The following is a 14,261-nucleotide window of genomic DNA, read 5'->3' as shown; positions in this document are numbered from 1 at the left end:
GGCACGGTAGTGGCTTGCCTTCGCTATAATCTCACTATAAGAGATTTTAAGAAGAATAATAGTGCATGAGCTGCCGGGGGAGGGGTTGGGCATGGCCGTCACAGCTACGGATGAGATCGTGTCGGGCACGGTCGACGTTCCCGCCTATGTCGATCGTCAGCCGGTTGGCGCCTTTCAGATCCGGGTTCTGCTCGTCTGCGCCGCGGTGCTGTTCATCGACGGCTTCGACACCCAGGCCATCGGTTATGTCGCGCCTGCAGTCGCGCAGGAATGGAAGCTGGCACGCGGGAGCCTCGGACCGGTGTTCAGCGCGGGGCTTCTGGGTCTCATGATCGGCGCCCTGATCTTCGGTCCGATGGCCGACAGGATCGGTCGCCGCCGCATCATCCTCGCAAGCGTGCTGGTGTTCGGCATCGGGACGCTGCTCACCGTGTTCGCGGTGGACACGACCTGGCTGATCGCGTTGCGCGTTCTGACCGGTCTTGGTCTCGGCGGTGCAATGCCCAATGCGATTGCGCTGACCTCCGAGTTCAGCCCGCATCGCCGCCGCGCCACCATGGTCATGATCATGTTCGCAGGCTTTTCGATCGGTGCGGCCCTGGGCGGGCTGCTGGCAGCCGCCATGATCCCCGCTTTCGGCTGGCGCTCGGTGTTCCTCGTCGGCGGCCTCGTGCCGCTGCTGCTTCTGCCTTTCCTCTTCAAGGCGTTGCCCGAGTCGATCCGGTTCCTGGCGATGATGGGTGGCCGCGACCGCGAGGTGGCGAACCTCCTGCAAAAGATAGCCCCGGGGGTATCCTTCGCCGGCAATGCCAAATTCGTGGTCCAGGAGCCCAAATTGTCGGGATTGCGCGTCGCGCATTTGTTTGCAGAGGGCCGCGCATCGGTGACGGTTCTGCTCTGGGTCGTGTTCTTCATGAGCCTGCTCGACCTGTATTTGCTGTCGAACTGGCTGCCCACCGTGCTGAACGATCTCGGCGTGTCGGTTTCGGGGGCGGCCGCGATTGGTGCGATGCTCCAGGTCGGCGGCGTGGTCGGCACGTTCACGCTCGGCCAATTCATCGACCGCTTCTCGTTTCGCGCGCTGTCGCTGACCTATCTCGCGGCGGCGGTCGCGGTTGCGGCCGTCGGCATGGCCAGCCATTCGATCGTGCTGGTCACGATCGCGATCTTCGCGTCGGGATTTTGCATCGTCGGGGGACAGATCGCCTCGAACGCGCTGACGGCGACCTTCTATCCGACGGCGATCAGATCGACCGGCGTGGGCTGGGCGCTGGGCATCGGCCGCATCGGCTCGATCGTGGGGCCTCTGATCGGCGGCGTGATGCTGGCCCGCGACATGGGACCGCAGCCGCTGTTTGGCGTTGCGGCCGTCCCGGCATTGATCGCCGCGGCGGCGGCCTTCGTGCTGGCACGGCGAGGCTAGCCGAGGCGATATATCCTGCCGAAGTGCCAGCGCTGCTTTCCTGCAACGCTCGTGTGCGCTTGTTGCCAACGAAATGACGTTGCAAGTTGCGGCCTGCCGCAATAGCCAAGATGTCGACGTTTTCTTTGGACAAGCTCGTCGTTTGGACAGGTCTGCGTCGTGACCTCCAATGACGCACCGTTGAGGAATCCCGCAATGTCCATGCTGCCCAATTCGCAAGAGGCCCGGGATGTGGCCTACCAGCTCCATTCCTATACCAACGCGCGCGCGCATCAGCAGGCCGGTCCGCTGGTGATCGAGCGCGGCGAGGGTCCTTACGTGTTCGACGCGTCGGGCAAGCGCTATTTCGAGGCCATGGCCGGCTTGTGGAGCGTCGGGCTCGGCTTCAACGAGAAGCGGCTGGTCGAGGCGGCGCACAAGCAGATGCTGGCGCTGCCGTTCTACCATACGTTCTCCGCCAAATCGCACGGGCCCTCGATCGACCTCGCCGAGAAGCTGGTGGCGCTCGCGCCGGTGCCGATGAGCAAGGTGTTCTTCACCAATTCCGGGTCGGAGGCTAACGACACCGTTCTCAAGCTGATCGCCTATCGCTCCAACGCGCTCGGCCAGCCCCAGCGCAAGAAGATCATCAGCCGGATGCGCGCCTATCACGGCGTCACCATTGCCTCGGCAAGCCTCACCGGCCTGCCGAACAACCACCGCTCGTTCGACCTGCCGCTGCCCAACATCCTGCACACGGGCTCGCCGCATTTCTACAAGGACGGCGCGCCCGGTGAGAGCGAGGAGGCGTTCGCGACGCGCCGGGCCGAGGAGCTCGACGCGCTGATCCAGAAGGAGGGCCCGGATACGATCGCGGCCTTCTTCGGCGAGCCGGTGATGGGCGCGGGCGGCGTCGTCGTGCCGCCGGCGACCTATTGGGACAAGATCCAGGCCGTCCTGAAGAAGTACGACATTCTGCTGGTCGCAGATGAGGTCATCTGCGGCTTCGGCCGTACCGGCAAGATGTTCGGCTGCGAGACCTATGGCATCAAGCCGGACGTGATGGTGGTCTCCAAGCAGATCACCTCGAGCTATTTCCCGCTGTCGGCGATCATCCTGAACGATCGCATGTTCGAGCCGATCGCGGACGAGAGCAACAAGATCGGCGTGCTCGGCCACGGTTTCACCGCGGGCGGCCATCCCGTCGGCTCGGCCATCGCGCTGGAGAACCTCAAGATCATCGAGGAGCGCGGCCTGGTCGCGCACGCCGCCGAGCTCGGCGGCTACATGCAGGGCAAGCTGCGCGAGCTCACCAGCGATCCGCTGGTCGGCGAGGTCCGCGGCGTCGGCATGATCGCGGCGATCGAGCTCGTGCTAGACAAGGGACGCAAGACCGCCGCCAGCACGCCCGGCGCCGTCGGCGGCATCGCCAGCCGCATGCTCCAGGAGCGCGGCGTGATCTCGCGCAACATGCTGGATGCCATCGCCATCTGCCCGCCGCTGATCGTCACCAAGGCCCAGATCGACGAGCTGATCGCGGCCATTACGGGCGTGCTGAACGACATGAAGCCGGAAGTGGCGAAGCTGACGCCGGCGTAGGCTCTCTCCTCGTCATTGCGAGGAGCCCGCAACAAAATTGCGAAGCAATTTTGCGCGGGCGACGAAGCAATCCAGACCGTCTCCGCGGAAAGATTCTGGATTGCTTCGCTTCGCTCGCAATGACGGCGTTGATGCAGTGAGCCTCGATTTATCACCGTCACCCTGAGGTGCTCGCCTCTTCGGCGAGCCTCGAAGGGCGACGGCCGACTGGCCGCAGCGGGGGCCGCTCATCCTTCGAGGCTCACGCCTCGCGACTCAGGATGACGGTTTAACCGGCTCCACCCGTTGGACCCCGATCACGCGGCCTTTCTCGATCGCGAGCGCCAGCTCGCCGCGCTTGAGCTTCAAGGCGGCGTCGCCGAACAACTCGCGGCGCCAGCCGCGCAAGGCCGGCACGTCGGCCTCGTCGTCCGCTGCGATCTCTTCGAGATCGTCGACAGTGGCGATCACCTTGCTGGCGACCGCGTGGCGCTCCGCGGTCATGCGCAGCAGCACCTTCAACAGCTCGACGATGGCGGCGCCATTGTTGTTGTTGCGCGGCTTCTCCAGCTTCGGCAGCGTCGCAAAGTCCCGCGCCAGCCCGCGCTCGACCGCGGCGACGATGTCCGCGCCCCATTTGGATTTCTCGAACCCCTTCGGCACCGAGCGCAGATGGGCGAGCTTCTCCAGCGTGTTCGGCGCGTGGGTCGCGATGTCGCTGATGGCTTCATCGCGCAGCACGCGGCCGCGCGGCACGTCGCGGCTCTGCGCTTCCTGCTCGCGCCAGGCCGCGACCTCCATCAGGACCGCGAGGTCCTTGGGCTTGCGGACCCGCGTCTTCAGCCGTTCCCAGGCGCGCTCGGGGTGGAAGTCGTAAGTGCGGGGCGAGGTCAAAACCTCCATCTCGATGGAGACCCACTCGCTGCGGCGCCGCTTCTTGAGGTCGGCATCGAGCGCGGCGAACACGTCGCGCAGGTGCGTGACGTCGGACACCGCGTAGTGCATCTGCTCTTTCGTCAGCGGCCGGCGCGACCAGTCGGTGAAGCGGTGGGTCTTGTCCGGGCGGTGGCCCGTGACCTTCTCGACCAGCGCGTCATAGGCGATGCTGTCGCCGTAGCCGAGCACCATGGCCGCGACCTGGGTGTCGAACACCGGGTGCGGGATGATGTTGGCCTGGTGCCAGATGATCTCGATGTCCTGGCGGGCGGCATGGAATACCTTCAGCACGCCCTCGTTGCCCATCAGGTCGAAGAACGGCTTGAGGTCGATGCCCTCGGCCAGGGTGTCGATGACGATCGCTTCCTCGGGGCTGGCCATCTGCACCACGCACAGCAGCGGGTAGTAGGTGGTTTCGCGCAGGAACTCGGTATCGACTGTAATAACGGGGTGCTTGGCCAGCCGGCTGCAGGCAGCCGCGAGGTCAGCGGTGGTGGTAATCAAATCCATGAACGGCCCATGACACTTGGTATCAGCCGTTCTGCCGAAAGCGCTGTGATGTCAAGGGGCTCTAAGCGAATTCGAGCCTTGCATCGGGCCGGAATCGTCTCTTTCCGACGAAATTCCTATTCGTAACGGATCCGGTGCGAGGATTTGCGCGCGCAGGGCAGCGCCGCCACGACCACGCACATGGCGACCAGCGCCAGCCCCAGGAACTCGAAAACCAACAGATCCACGGCGAAATCTCCAGAAACATTGATAGATTTGTCGGGGGTACGTTGAGGGTCTGTTAATGCTCGTGGTTACCGGCCGCCCGGCAAGCCGGATGGTGGACGGGGGGTTAACGGGGCAGGCTCGACCATCACGTCATGAGCTTCGGCAAAGCGGCGGCGAGCGCGTCCACAGCGGCACGGACTTTTGGCGGAATCCGGGGCGAACGGGGCCACAGCGCGTGGCATTCGTAGAGGAATTGGGGCTGGCCTTCGAAGAGGCCGACCAGCGCGCCGCCGTTGAGACGCTCGCGGACCAGCCAACAAGGCAGCCAGGCGAGACCCATGCCTTGCGCGGCGGCGTCCGCGATCGCCTCCATATCGTCGAGCCTCAGCCTGCCTGACGGCATGATCTCGCGTGCCGGCTGGTCGGCTTGCGGAAATAGCCACGGCCGGACGCGTCCAGAGCGGCGATAGATGATCGCCTGATGCGCGGCGAGATCGTCGAGCGATTTCGGTTTGCCGTTGGCGCGCAAATAGGACCGCGCGCCGCACACCACCATGCGCTGGCTTGCGATGCGCCGCGTGATCAGACCGGACTGGTCGTCGAGATCGCCGGTCCGGATCGCAAGATCGTAGCCGGCCTCGATGATGTCAGCGATGGGATCGCCGAAGGAGAGGTCGAACTCGAGATGCGGATATTTTCGCGCGAGCTTCATCAACAGAGGGGCGATGCAGTGCCGTCCGAGCAGGGCAGGCATGGTCACGCGCAGCCTTCCGCGCGGCGCGGAGAGTTCATCGGCCACGACGGCGTCGGCGGCTTCGGCCTCGCTGAGTACCGCGCGGCAGCGCTCGTAATAGGCCTGGCCAGCCTCGGTCAGGCTCTGGCGCCGCGTGGTGCGGTTGAGGAGGCGGACGCCGAGGCGCTCTTCGAGGAAGCGCACATGCTTGCCGACCATCGGCCCCGACATCTCCAGGGCGTCGGCCGCGGCTGCGAACGAGCCGAGATCGACGGCCCGGACGAACACGGCCATGCTGGTCAGGCGGTCCATGATTGAAAACTCCTGGTTTCGACTGTTCGCGTATTCGGGCCATTTATCCACTCCGGTGGGATCGGCATAGCTCCATTCAGTTCAATTGTTTTGGAGTTTATCCATGGCGCGCGTCGTTCGCTTTCACCGGCATGGCGGTCCGGAAGTGCTGTGCATCGAGACCATTGACGTCCCACCGCCGGCGAAGGGCGAGGTGCAGATCCGGGTCAGGGCGCTCGGTCTCAACCGTGCGGAGGCGCTGTTGCGGACGGGCAGCTATATCGAGACCGCGACATTTCCGTCCGGCCTTGGCCTGGAGGCGGCGGGCATCATCGAGGCCGTCGGCGAAGGCGTGGCCGACTTTGCGCCGGGCGACGCGGTCAGCATCGTGCCGCCGCTGTCGATGGTGCGATGGCCGGCCTATGCCGAACTCGCGACGTTTCCAGCCGAGCTCGTCGTGAAGCATCCGCCCGAGCTTGGCTTCGAGGCGGCGGCTGCGGTGTGGATGCAGTATCTGACGGCCTACGGTGCGCTGGTCGACATCGCCGGACCTGGGCGAGGGGATGTCGTCGCCATCACGGCGGCATCGAGCAGCGTCGGGCTTGCGGCCATCCAGATCGCGAACCGGATCGGCGCTGTCCCGGTCGCCCTGACGCGGACCTCGGCCAAGCGGCGCGCCTTGCGCGAGGCCGGCGCCGCCCACGTGATCGCCTCGGACGAGGAGGACATCGGAGCGAGGCTCGCGGAGATTGCCGGTGCAAGCGGCGTCCGCGTGGTGTTTGACGCCGTCGGCGGTCCCGCATTCGAGCCGCTGACTGCGGCGATGTCACCGGGCGGTATCCTGATCGAGTATGGCGGGCTGAGCTCCGCGCCGACGCCGTTCCCGCTCTTCAACGTGTTGACCAAGAGCCTGGTCCTGCGCGGCTACCTCGTGCACGAGATCATCCGCGATCCCGTGCGCCTTGCGAAAGCAAAGGCGTTCATCCTCGACGGGTTGTCAGACGGCAGCTTGAAGCCGGTGATCGCCAGAACGTTCCGGTTCGAGGAGATCGTCGAGGCGCATCGCTTCCTGGAGTCGAACAATCAGTTCGGCAAGATCGTGGTGACGATCTAACCGCGCGCGGCGAGTGGCTCACGTCGCGGCGATCAGCCCCCCTCGAATATTCTCTTGCGGGCATTTTCGACATGCGTCCGCATGGCGCGGCGGGCGCCGTCCTCGTCTTGTGCCTCGATGGCCTCGAACACGCGGCGATGCTCCTGCTGCCCCCTGAGGATGCGACCACGCGGTTGAATGAGGGACAGGTTGCGGTTGAGATTGACGCCAATGGCGATCTGCTCCCTCAACGAGGTCAGCGTCTCGACAAAGAACCGGTTGCCGCTCGCCTCCGCAATCGTGCGGTGGAAGAGGAGATCTTCCTCGACACCAAGGCCGCCCTCGCGCCCTTGGGCGACCATCGTATCCAGCCTGGTCAGGACCTGCTGAATGCGGCGCAGGCTTTGCCGGTCCCGGTTGCGTGCGGCGAGGGCCGCGGCATCGCCCTCGACGGCCATCCGGAACACGAAGCAGCGCTGGATGTCGGGGATGCTGCTGACAGGCGCGAAGTCGAAGGCATTGGCGTCCGGGCGCCGCGTCACGAACCAGCCCGCACCCTGGCGTGATGCGATCAGCCCGTCATCGCGCAATCGCGTCAGCGCCTCGCGAACGACGGGCCGTGAAACGCCGAGGAGTTCGGCAAGGCCATTCTCGGGCGGTAGCCGGCAGTTCACGGGAAGGATGCCGATCGCGATCTGACCCAGCACATGGTCGTAGATCCGGTCGCTCAATCGACCCGTCGAGGACGACAGCGGCAACTCCACGGATTTCATCGCAGGCTTTTTCAAGTCCGGCTCCGCCCGGTTTTGCGTTCGGCTTCCAAACAAGTTTTTGACAGTTCAGTCCGTGCACAAGGCGCTCGGCCGCCAGTTCAAAACAGCTCCAGAACAGACCGCTTGACAACCAGCGAAGATTTCGTCGATGCTTGCCTTACAAATAAATAACAAGTTGCGCAAAAAATAAAGCGCGTGGGAGGCGAGAATGAAACCGAGGTCAGCAACCCCAATGGTCGCCGCCCTGTTGGGGGCGTGTCTTTGCAGCGGAGCCCTGGCCGCTCCGGTCAGTCTTTCGATCATCGATACCGGCGGTGACCTGGCCTCGGTGCAGACCATCATCGAGAACTACAAGAAGGCGAATCCGGACAAGGTCAGCGAGATCAGAATCCAGCGCGCGCCCGCGCCGGAGCTTCCGGCCAAGATCAAGGCGCAGCAGGATGCCGGCCGCCTCGATATCAACCTGGTGCTGACCGGGCAGGATGGCGGCGCACTGCTGGCCCAGAACGGCCAGCTCATCGCCATCCCCGATTATCAGAAGGCCTTTCCGCGCGACGGCCTCACCGATGCGGGCAAGGCGCTTTACGACGAGGGCAAGGGCGTCCTCATTCCGTCAGTCGGCAATGCCGGTGGACCGGTGCTGATCTACAATCCGGCGAAGGTGCCGAGCCCGCCGAAGACCGCGCAGGAATTGCTGACTTGGGTGAAGGCGAACCCGGGCAAATTCATGTATGCGCGTCCGGCGAACAGCGGGCCGGGCCGCGCGATCCTCCAGGGCTTTGCCTTCATTCTCGGGGACTCCGCGAGGTCTCTGCGTTGTACGGCTTCAGCGTCTCGTCGGCGGCCTTCTGGGCGGCGACCAGCGCTTCCTTCGGCTGCTTCTTGCCGTTGAGGACCAGCATGACCTCGTCCTCCAGCGTCTTGCGGACCGGCACGGTCTTGTAGGTCGCGAACCAGGGTTTTGCGACGTCGAGCTGCTCGACGGCGGTCTTGGCGTCCGGGTTCTTGTTGAGGAAGTCGACCATGTCAGGCGTCTTGTAGGCGGCCATGTTGGGCGCGAAATAGCCGGTGGCGCGGCTCCACCAGGCGCTCTTCTCGGGCGAGGTCATCCACTTGATCAGGGTCCAGGCGGCCTTCTGCTTGTCGGCTTCGAGGCCGGCCGGAACGATCAGCGAGGCGCCGCCGATCGGCACGGCGTTGCGGACGTTGCGCGGGATGAACGCGACCTTGTAGTTGAACTTGGCGTTGTCGCGCACATAGGTCAGCGAGCCCGTGGACAGCATCATCATCGCGGCATTGCCGGAGATGAAGGAAGTGCTGACGGCAGGTCCGGGCGTCGCGCCGGGGGCGTGGACCTTGTGCTTGTAGACGAGGTCGTTCCACCAGGTCAGCGCGCCCAGCATCGAGGGCGTGTCGTAATAGACTTCGCCGCCGAATTCCTCGTTGTAGTAGCGCCCGCCATTGGTCATGGTGAGCGTTTCCATCATCCAGCCGCAATAGTCATAGGCGCAGGGGATCGCGATGCCCCATTGGGTCACCTTGTCGCCCTCGCGCTTGGTGAGCTTCTTGGCCCAGTCGGTGAGCTCGGCCCAGGTCTGCGGCGGCTTGTTGGGATCAAGGCCCGCTTCCTTGGCCTTGTCGGCGTTGATGTAGAGCAGCGGCGTCGAATTGTGGAACGGCACGCCGTAGACCGAGCGGTCGATCACCGCGTTGCCCTGCAGCGCCGGGAAGAACTGGCCCAAGAACTTTTCCTTGGTGGTGCCGTCGGCGGCGATCAGGCCGTCGAGATTGGTGAGCTCGTTCTCGATCTGCATGTCGAGCAGGAAGTTCGCCGACATGATCACGGCTGACGGCGGCTTGCCGGCCTTGATGGCGGCGCGCGTCTTGATCAGCGTGTCGTCATAGGAGCCGGTGTAGACCGCGGTCGCCTTGATCGCCGGATGGGTTTCGTTGAACTCCTTGATCAAGGTGCCCATGTCGCGGGCGAGCTTGCCGTCGACGGGAACGGGGAAGAACAGGTCGATCTCGGTCGGACCTTCGGCCATTGCCGGGACGGCGAGGGCGCCTGCCATAGTGCCAGCCATGGCAAGGCCAAGCATGAGCCTGCGGGTAAACAGCATCGAAAAATCTCCTATTTGATGCCTGAGGTGACGAAAGAACTGATGAAGCGCTTCTGGAAGATCAGGAAGGTGATCAGCAGCGGTGCGATCACCATCAGCGTGCCGGCGGCGATCGGGCCCCAGGCCTGCGTGCCTTCGGCCGTTGCGGTGAAGACGGACAGGCCGACCGTGAGCGGCCGCTTGTCCGGCGAATTGATCACCATCAGCGGCCAAAGGAAGTCGTTCCAGTGGCTGGTGACGGAGATGATGGCGAAGGCCGAGAAGCTCGGCATGGACAGCGGCACGTAGATGTGGCGGATGCGCTGGAGAAGGCTGGCGCCGTCGATCAGGGCGGCGTCTTCCAGCTCGGTCGGAATGGCTTCAAAAGCCTGTCGCATCAGGAAGGTGCCGAAGGCCGAGGCGAAGAACGGCATCATCACGCCGGCGAGCGTGTCGTAGAGCCCGAGCTGCGCCACCAGGCTCAAATTCGGCACGATCAGCAGCACCGGCACCAGCATCAGCTGCATCAGGAACAAATAGAAGATCAGCGTCTTGCCGGCGAATTCGAGCCGCGCAAAGGCAAAGCCCGCCAGCGTGATCGTGACGAACTGCACCAGCAGGATGCCGGTGCAGATGATCGTGGTGTTGAGGGTGTAGCGCGGGAAATCGCCGATCTCCCAGGCATCCCTGACATTGTCGAGCGTGGGCTTGAGGCTCGGGATCAGCTCGGCCATCACGTTGATGCCGTCGGACGCCGGGCGCAGCGTCGCCACGCCCATCCACAGGAACGGGATCAGCCAGACGATGGCGAGCAAGATCGTCAACACGAAACCGAGCTTGGGCGTGATCTCGCGGCGGGTGGCGAGCGGGGCGTCCCTAAGCAGCCAGTCGATCAGCGTCATGCTCCGCCCTCACGATTGGCCATCGTCCGGAAGGAGAGCGCGGTGAGGCCCATCAGCGCGGCAAGCGTCAGCAGCGTCGCCGCCGAGGCCTTGCCGATGTCGTAATGCTCGACCGCCTGCTGGTAGATGTAGAACAGCACGAGATTGGTCGAGTTCGACGGACCGCCCTTGGTCATGACGAAGACGTGGTCGACCTGCGTGACCGCGTTGAGTGCGGCGATGACGATGACGAACAGGAAGGTGGGCTTGAGCTCGGGCAGGATGATGTAGCAGCTCGGGCAGGATGATGTAGCGCAGCCGCATGAACGGGCCGGCGCCATCGAGATGCGCGGCTTCCATGACATCCTCGGGCACGGCCTGCAGGCCGGCGAGGAAGAACAACATGTAGTAGCCGGCGTTCTTCCAGATGGTGATCACCATGATCGCATAGAGCGCGATGTCGGGGTCGCCGAGCCAGTTCGGCACCACCGGAAGCAGGCGGCCGATGTAGTAGTCGAGCAGGCCGACATTGGGCAGGAAGATGAACAGGAACAGCGCGGAGGCCGCGACCATCGGGATCAGCACCGGAAGGAACAGCGCGGCGCGCAGCGCGCTGCTCACCGCATTGGTGCGCGACAGCGCCAGCGCGAACAGCAGTGCAAGTCCGATGCTCGGGATCGCTGTGCCGATGGCGTAGACGAGATTGTTGACGACCGCGCCGGTGAGGGCGGGGTCGGCTAGCACCGCACTGACATTGCCGAGGCCGACGAAGCGGACCGGTGCCTTCGGCGTCGCGCGCTGGTAGAGCGCGTCGATCAGCACGCGGCCCATCGCGCCATAGGTGAACAGTGCGAGGAAGACCAGCGAGGGCAACAGCAGCAGATAGGCGGGCAGCGAGGCTTTGAATCGGCCAAGAAACCGCTTCAGGACGCGCAGACGCGGTGCCGCCGATGCCGCGACCGGAAGAGCCGCGGGTTCAGCGAGGCTCATTTCACCGCGCCGCGAACTTGAGCGCATAGTCGCGGCCGTCCATTCCCGCCGGTGGCTCGAAGGGGAAGCGCAGACTGGTGTCGAGGAAGTCGTGGCTGTGCACGACCAGGTTCTCGCCGTCGATCAGCACCACGCCATAGGCTGGCGGCTCATGGCTGGCGAGATGGTCGGTCGCGGCAGCGTCAAGCTCGAACCAGACCTGGTGGTTGGTGCCGCGGAGCGTCGAGAACGGGATCTTGCCGTAGCTGCCGAAGATCGGCCGGTGCACGTGGCCGAAGAAGAGATGGCGGATGCGCGCGCGATAGGGCGCGATCACCTCGGCGAATTCGGCGCTCTGCGCTAGTGCGATCTCGTCCATCGCGTGGACGCCGACCGGGAAGGGCGGATGATGCATGAAGACGACGAACGGCATGTCGGCGGGCGCGGCCGCCAGCGTGCTCGCGAGCCAGCCGAGGCGCTTGGCGCACATCTCGCCGGCGTGGCTGGTCTCGTCCAGCGTGTCCAGGAACACGAACAGGCCGTGCTCGGTGGTGCGGGTGCCCTGGACGAAGCCGTCCGGGTCGCGCGGCGCGGCCTTCAGGCCGTCGAGGCAGGCCACGCGCTTGTCGTGATTGCCGACCATGGCGATGTACGGAATTTTCAGCGCGGCCATCGCGTCGGCAAAATTGGCGTAGGATTCAGCCTCGCCCCAATGGGTGAGATCGCCCGTCACGACCGCGAAGGCAGCATCGGACTGGTGCTTGTTGATGTCGGCAACCGCCGCGTCCAGCCGGGCGCGCGGATCGAGGCCATAGAGCTTCAGTCCGGGGTTCGCGAGATGCGTGTCGGTGATGTGGATGAATTTGAAGGGCATGGCGCGTCAGGACTGTTGGAGGATGGGCGCCTCCGGCAGGACGTCCCTGACAGGCCGTTAGAGCGCCAGTGTTTCAGTTTGATGACAGCGGTTCCTACGGCGCGTGGAAGATGTGGACATGCTTGGGACGACTGGGCGAGCGTACTCTGGGGCCGAATGACCTCTCACGATTGAGGCGCAAGATGCGGTCTACCTTGCCGCGAAGATGTGGTCGTGGTTTGCTCATGCTGCTCACCGAATTTGCATCACGAGACCTCCGAATGTTGCCGCCGCGTGTCGTCCCCAAGCTGGGTTTGCTTGCCGTCTCCCTGCTGCTTGTCGTCCTCTGCGCCGTCCCCGATGCGGCGCGCGCCGAATTCAATTTCGCCCGTTACAAGGAGACCGATCTCGACGAGTTCCTGGCGCGGCGCCGACCGGCCACCGGCCTCGACGTCTACCCGATGTCGCCGCTGAAGCTCGACGTCACGCTGGCCTCCCACGGGGAGCCGTGCGCAAGTGGCGCGCTCAAGCGATCGCTGATCATGAGCTGCATGCCCAAGACCGACGCCGACGCCTTGCAGGCGACCAACTGCATCACGGTCCGGTCCGCCAAGGGGCGCGAGCTCAAGGTCTTCATCCAGGATGTGGTCTACGGCTTCTTGCCGGCGGAGGTGCCGGTCGGGGACAAGCTCTCGCTCTATGCGATCCATGCCTTCACGTCCCCCGAAGGGCCGGGACTGCTGGTCAATGAATTCCTCACCCCGCGCAGCTTTCCGCGCGCCGACAAGCCTGCAGACAAGACGATGACCTCCTGTGGATGCTGGACCCAGGACGAGCATCCCGGCGTCGATTTCACCTCCGACAAGGCAGGCGGCCCGGTGGCGGCGATGGCGGACGGCGTCGTCGTCAAGATCGAGACCAGCGAGCAGGCGCCGGCCGACCTGCCCGTGATCGGCGGTTGCGGCCGCTATGTCGTGCTCAAGCACACCTATCCCAATGGCGGCGTCGTCTACACGCGCTACGTCCAGCTTGGCCGCATTGTCGGGCCGAAGGGAGAGGCGCTTGCGGTGGGCGCGAGCGTCAAGGCAAAGGACACGATCGGCGAGATCGGCCCGAACAAAGTGCTGCATTTCGAGATCCGCCCCGTCGCGCCCGGCACGACGACGACGAACAAGGCCTGGGCCGAGCGGTATGCCAACGTGCCCGACATGGAGTGGTCCCGCTACGATCCCGTCGATCCGCAGAAGTTCGACGCGGCGTCGTTCGGCGGGATCAGGAAGGCGACGAAGTAAGAAGGTGCGTAGGGTGGATTAGCCGAAGGCGTAATCCACCACTGTGAGCCAACTTCAAGTTGTGTTATCGGTGATATGTCCGACTACCGCCGCGCATTCATCCCCGGAGGGGGCTGGTTCTTCACCGTGAACCTGCTCGATCGGCGGAAAGCTCTTTTGACCCACCACATCGAAATCTTACGGGACGCGGTCGCCGCAACGCGCCGGAGCCATCCTTTCGAGATCGATGCTTTCGTAGTTTTACCGGATCATCTCCACGCGATCTGGAAGCTGCCACCGGACGATGCCAATTTTTCGGTCCGCTAGAGGCTGATCAAGACGCGATTTGCCAAAGCACTCCCAGCGAATGAGCGGCTGAGCGTTGTCCGTGCGGCGCGGAACGAACGCGGCATCTGGCAACGCCGGTTCTGGGAGCATCTGATCCGTGACGAGGCCGACTACGCCCGCCACGTCGAATATTGCTATTACAATCCCGTCAAGCACGGTCATGTCTCGAAGGTTTGCGATTGGCGGTACTCGTCATTTCACCGCGATGTGCGGGCTGGATTATTTCCCGAGGATTCGGGCGGTGACGCCAAGATCGCGGGCGAATTCGGTGAGCGGGCGTGACGATCGCGTTAGCTCGTAGGGTGGATTAGCGAAGC

Annotated in this window: 11 protein-coding genes and 2 pseudogenes; 6 read left to right on the top strand and 7 right to left on the bottom strand. The window is 64.3% G+C overall.

Translation table 11 applies throughout. The features are described 5' to 3' along the window. The first annotated feature begins 91 nt into the window (after positions 1 to 91). Positions 92 to 1,423, top strand: a complete 1,332-nt coding sequence (locus HAP41_RS27550; RefSeq protein WP_166096108.1) for an MFS transporter — start codon at positions 92 to 94, stop codon at positions 1,421 to 1,423. Positions 1,424 to 1,618: 195 nt separating this feature from the next. After that, positions 1,619 to 3,001 (top strand): aspartate aminotransferase family protein, encoded by a 1,383-nt coding sequence (locus tag HAP41_RS27545; RefSeq protein ID WP_071914591.1) that lies wholly within the window; start codon positions 1,619 to 1,621, stop codon positions 2,999 to 3,001. A 255-nt stretch (positions 3,002 to 3,256) separates the two neighbouring features. Here the strand turns inward: HAP41_RS27545 and rnd are convergent, their stop codons facing one another. Next, positions 3,257 to 4,426 carry a ribonuclease D gene (rnd, locus tag HAP41_RS27540; RefSeq protein ID WP_063983660.1) on the bottom strand — a complete coding sequence of 390 codons (1,170 nt, stop codon included), beginning with the start codon at positions 4,424 to 4,426 and terminating at the stop codon, positions 3,257 to 3,259. Positions 4,427 to 4,778: 352 nt separating this feature from the next. Beyond that, positions 4,779 to 5,678: a LysR family transcriptional regulator gene (locus tag HAP41_RS27535; protein WP_166096115.1), complete on the bottom strand. Its 900-nt coding sequence runs from the start codon at positions 5,676 to 5,678 to the stop codon at positions 4,779 to 4,781. A 103-nt stretch (positions 5,679 to 5,781) separates the two neighbouring features. On the opposite strand from HAP41_RS27535, the gene HAP41_RS27530 reads away from it, so the two are divergent. Continuing rightward, the gene (locus tag HAP41_RS27530) at positions 5,782 to 6,771 is read left to right on the top strand and encodes a zinc-dependent alcohol dehydrogenase family protein (protein ID WP_166096120.1); all 990 of its coding nucleotides are present in this window, start codon (positions 5,782 to 5,784) and stop codon (positions 6,769 to 6,771) included. A 32-nt stretch (positions 6,772 to 6,803) separates the two neighbouring features. On the opposite strand, the gene HAP41_RS27525 is transcribed toward HAP41_RS27530, so the two are convergent. Further along, the gene (locus HAP41_RS27525; RefSeq protein ID WP_206706236.1) at positions 6,804 to 7,514 is read right to left on the bottom strand and encodes a FadR/GntR family transcriptional regulator; all 711 of its coding nucleotides are present in this window, start codon (positions 7,512 to 7,514) and stop codon (positions 6,804 to 6,806) included. A 217-nt stretch (positions 7,515 to 7,731) separates the two neighbouring features. On the opposite strand from HAP41_RS27525, the gene HAP41_RS27520 reads away from it, so the two are divergent. Next, positions 7,732 to 8,415, top strand: a complete 684-nt coding sequence (locus HAP41_RS27520; protein WP_166096127.1) for an extracellular solute-binding protein — start codon at positions 7,732 to 7,734, stop codon at positions 8,413 to 8,415. Here HAP41_RS27520 and HAP41_RS27515 read toward each other — a convergent pair. From HAP41_RS27515 to HAP41_RS27500, 4 genes and pseudogenes are all read right to left on the bottom strand, one after another. Beyond that, a complete protein-coding gene (locus HAP41_RS27515) occupies positions 8,309 to 9,643 on the bottom strand; it encodes an ABC transporter substrate-binding protein (protein WP_166096133.1) in 1,335 nt (444 codons plus the stop codon). The two genes, HAP41_RS27520 and HAP41_RS27515, sit on opposite strands and share 107 nt — an antisense overlap. 11 nt (positions 9,644 to 9,654) lie before the next feature. Continuing rightward, positions 9,655 to 10,524: a carbohydrate ABC transporter permease gene (locus HAP41_RS27510; protein ID WP_166096137.1), complete on the bottom strand. Its 870-nt coding sequence runs from the start codon at positions 10,522 to 10,524 to the stop codon at positions 9,655 to 9,657. Further along, a pseudogene (locus HAP41_RS27505) lies at positions 10,521 to 11,493 on the bottom strand (carbohydrate ABC transporter permease). Before HAP41_RS27505 ends, HAP41_RS27510 begins: the two are co-directional and overlap by 4 nt. Position 11,494: 1 nt before the next feature. Beyond that, positions 11,495 to 12,346, bottom strand: coding sequence for a phosphodiesterase (locus tag HAP41_RS27500; RefSeq protein WP_166096141.1), 852 nt, complete (start codon positions 12,344 to 12,346; stop codon positions 11,495 to 11,497). A 260-nt stretch (positions 12,347 to 12,606) separates the two neighbouring features. Here HAP41_RS27500 and HAP41_RS27495 point away from each other — a divergent pair, with 260 nt between their 5' ends. Together HAP41_RS27495 and HAP41_RS27490 are read left to right on the top strand one after the other, a co-directional pair. Beyond that, entirely contained in the window at positions 12,607 to 13,617 is a 1,011-nt protein-coding gene (locus HAP41_RS27495; RefSeq protein ID WP_166096144.1) for a M23 family metallopeptidase, read from the top strand. A gap of 75 nt (positions 13,618 to 13,692) precedes the next feature. Beyond that, a pseudogene (locus HAP41_RS27490) lies at positions 13,693 to 14,226 on the top strand (REP-associated tyrosine transposase). Positions 14,227 to 14,261: the final 35 nt, after the last annotated feature.

The organism is Bradyrhizobium barranii subsp. apii (genome assembly GCF_011516635.5).
Classification (GTDB): Bacteria; Pseudomonadota; Alphaproteobacteria; order Rhizobiales; family Xanthobacteraceae; genus Bradyrhizobium; species Bradyrhizobium barranii.
The sequence above is the reverse complement of the archived record's forward strand: the minus strand, read 5'-3'. Positions and strand labels throughout refer to the sequence as shown.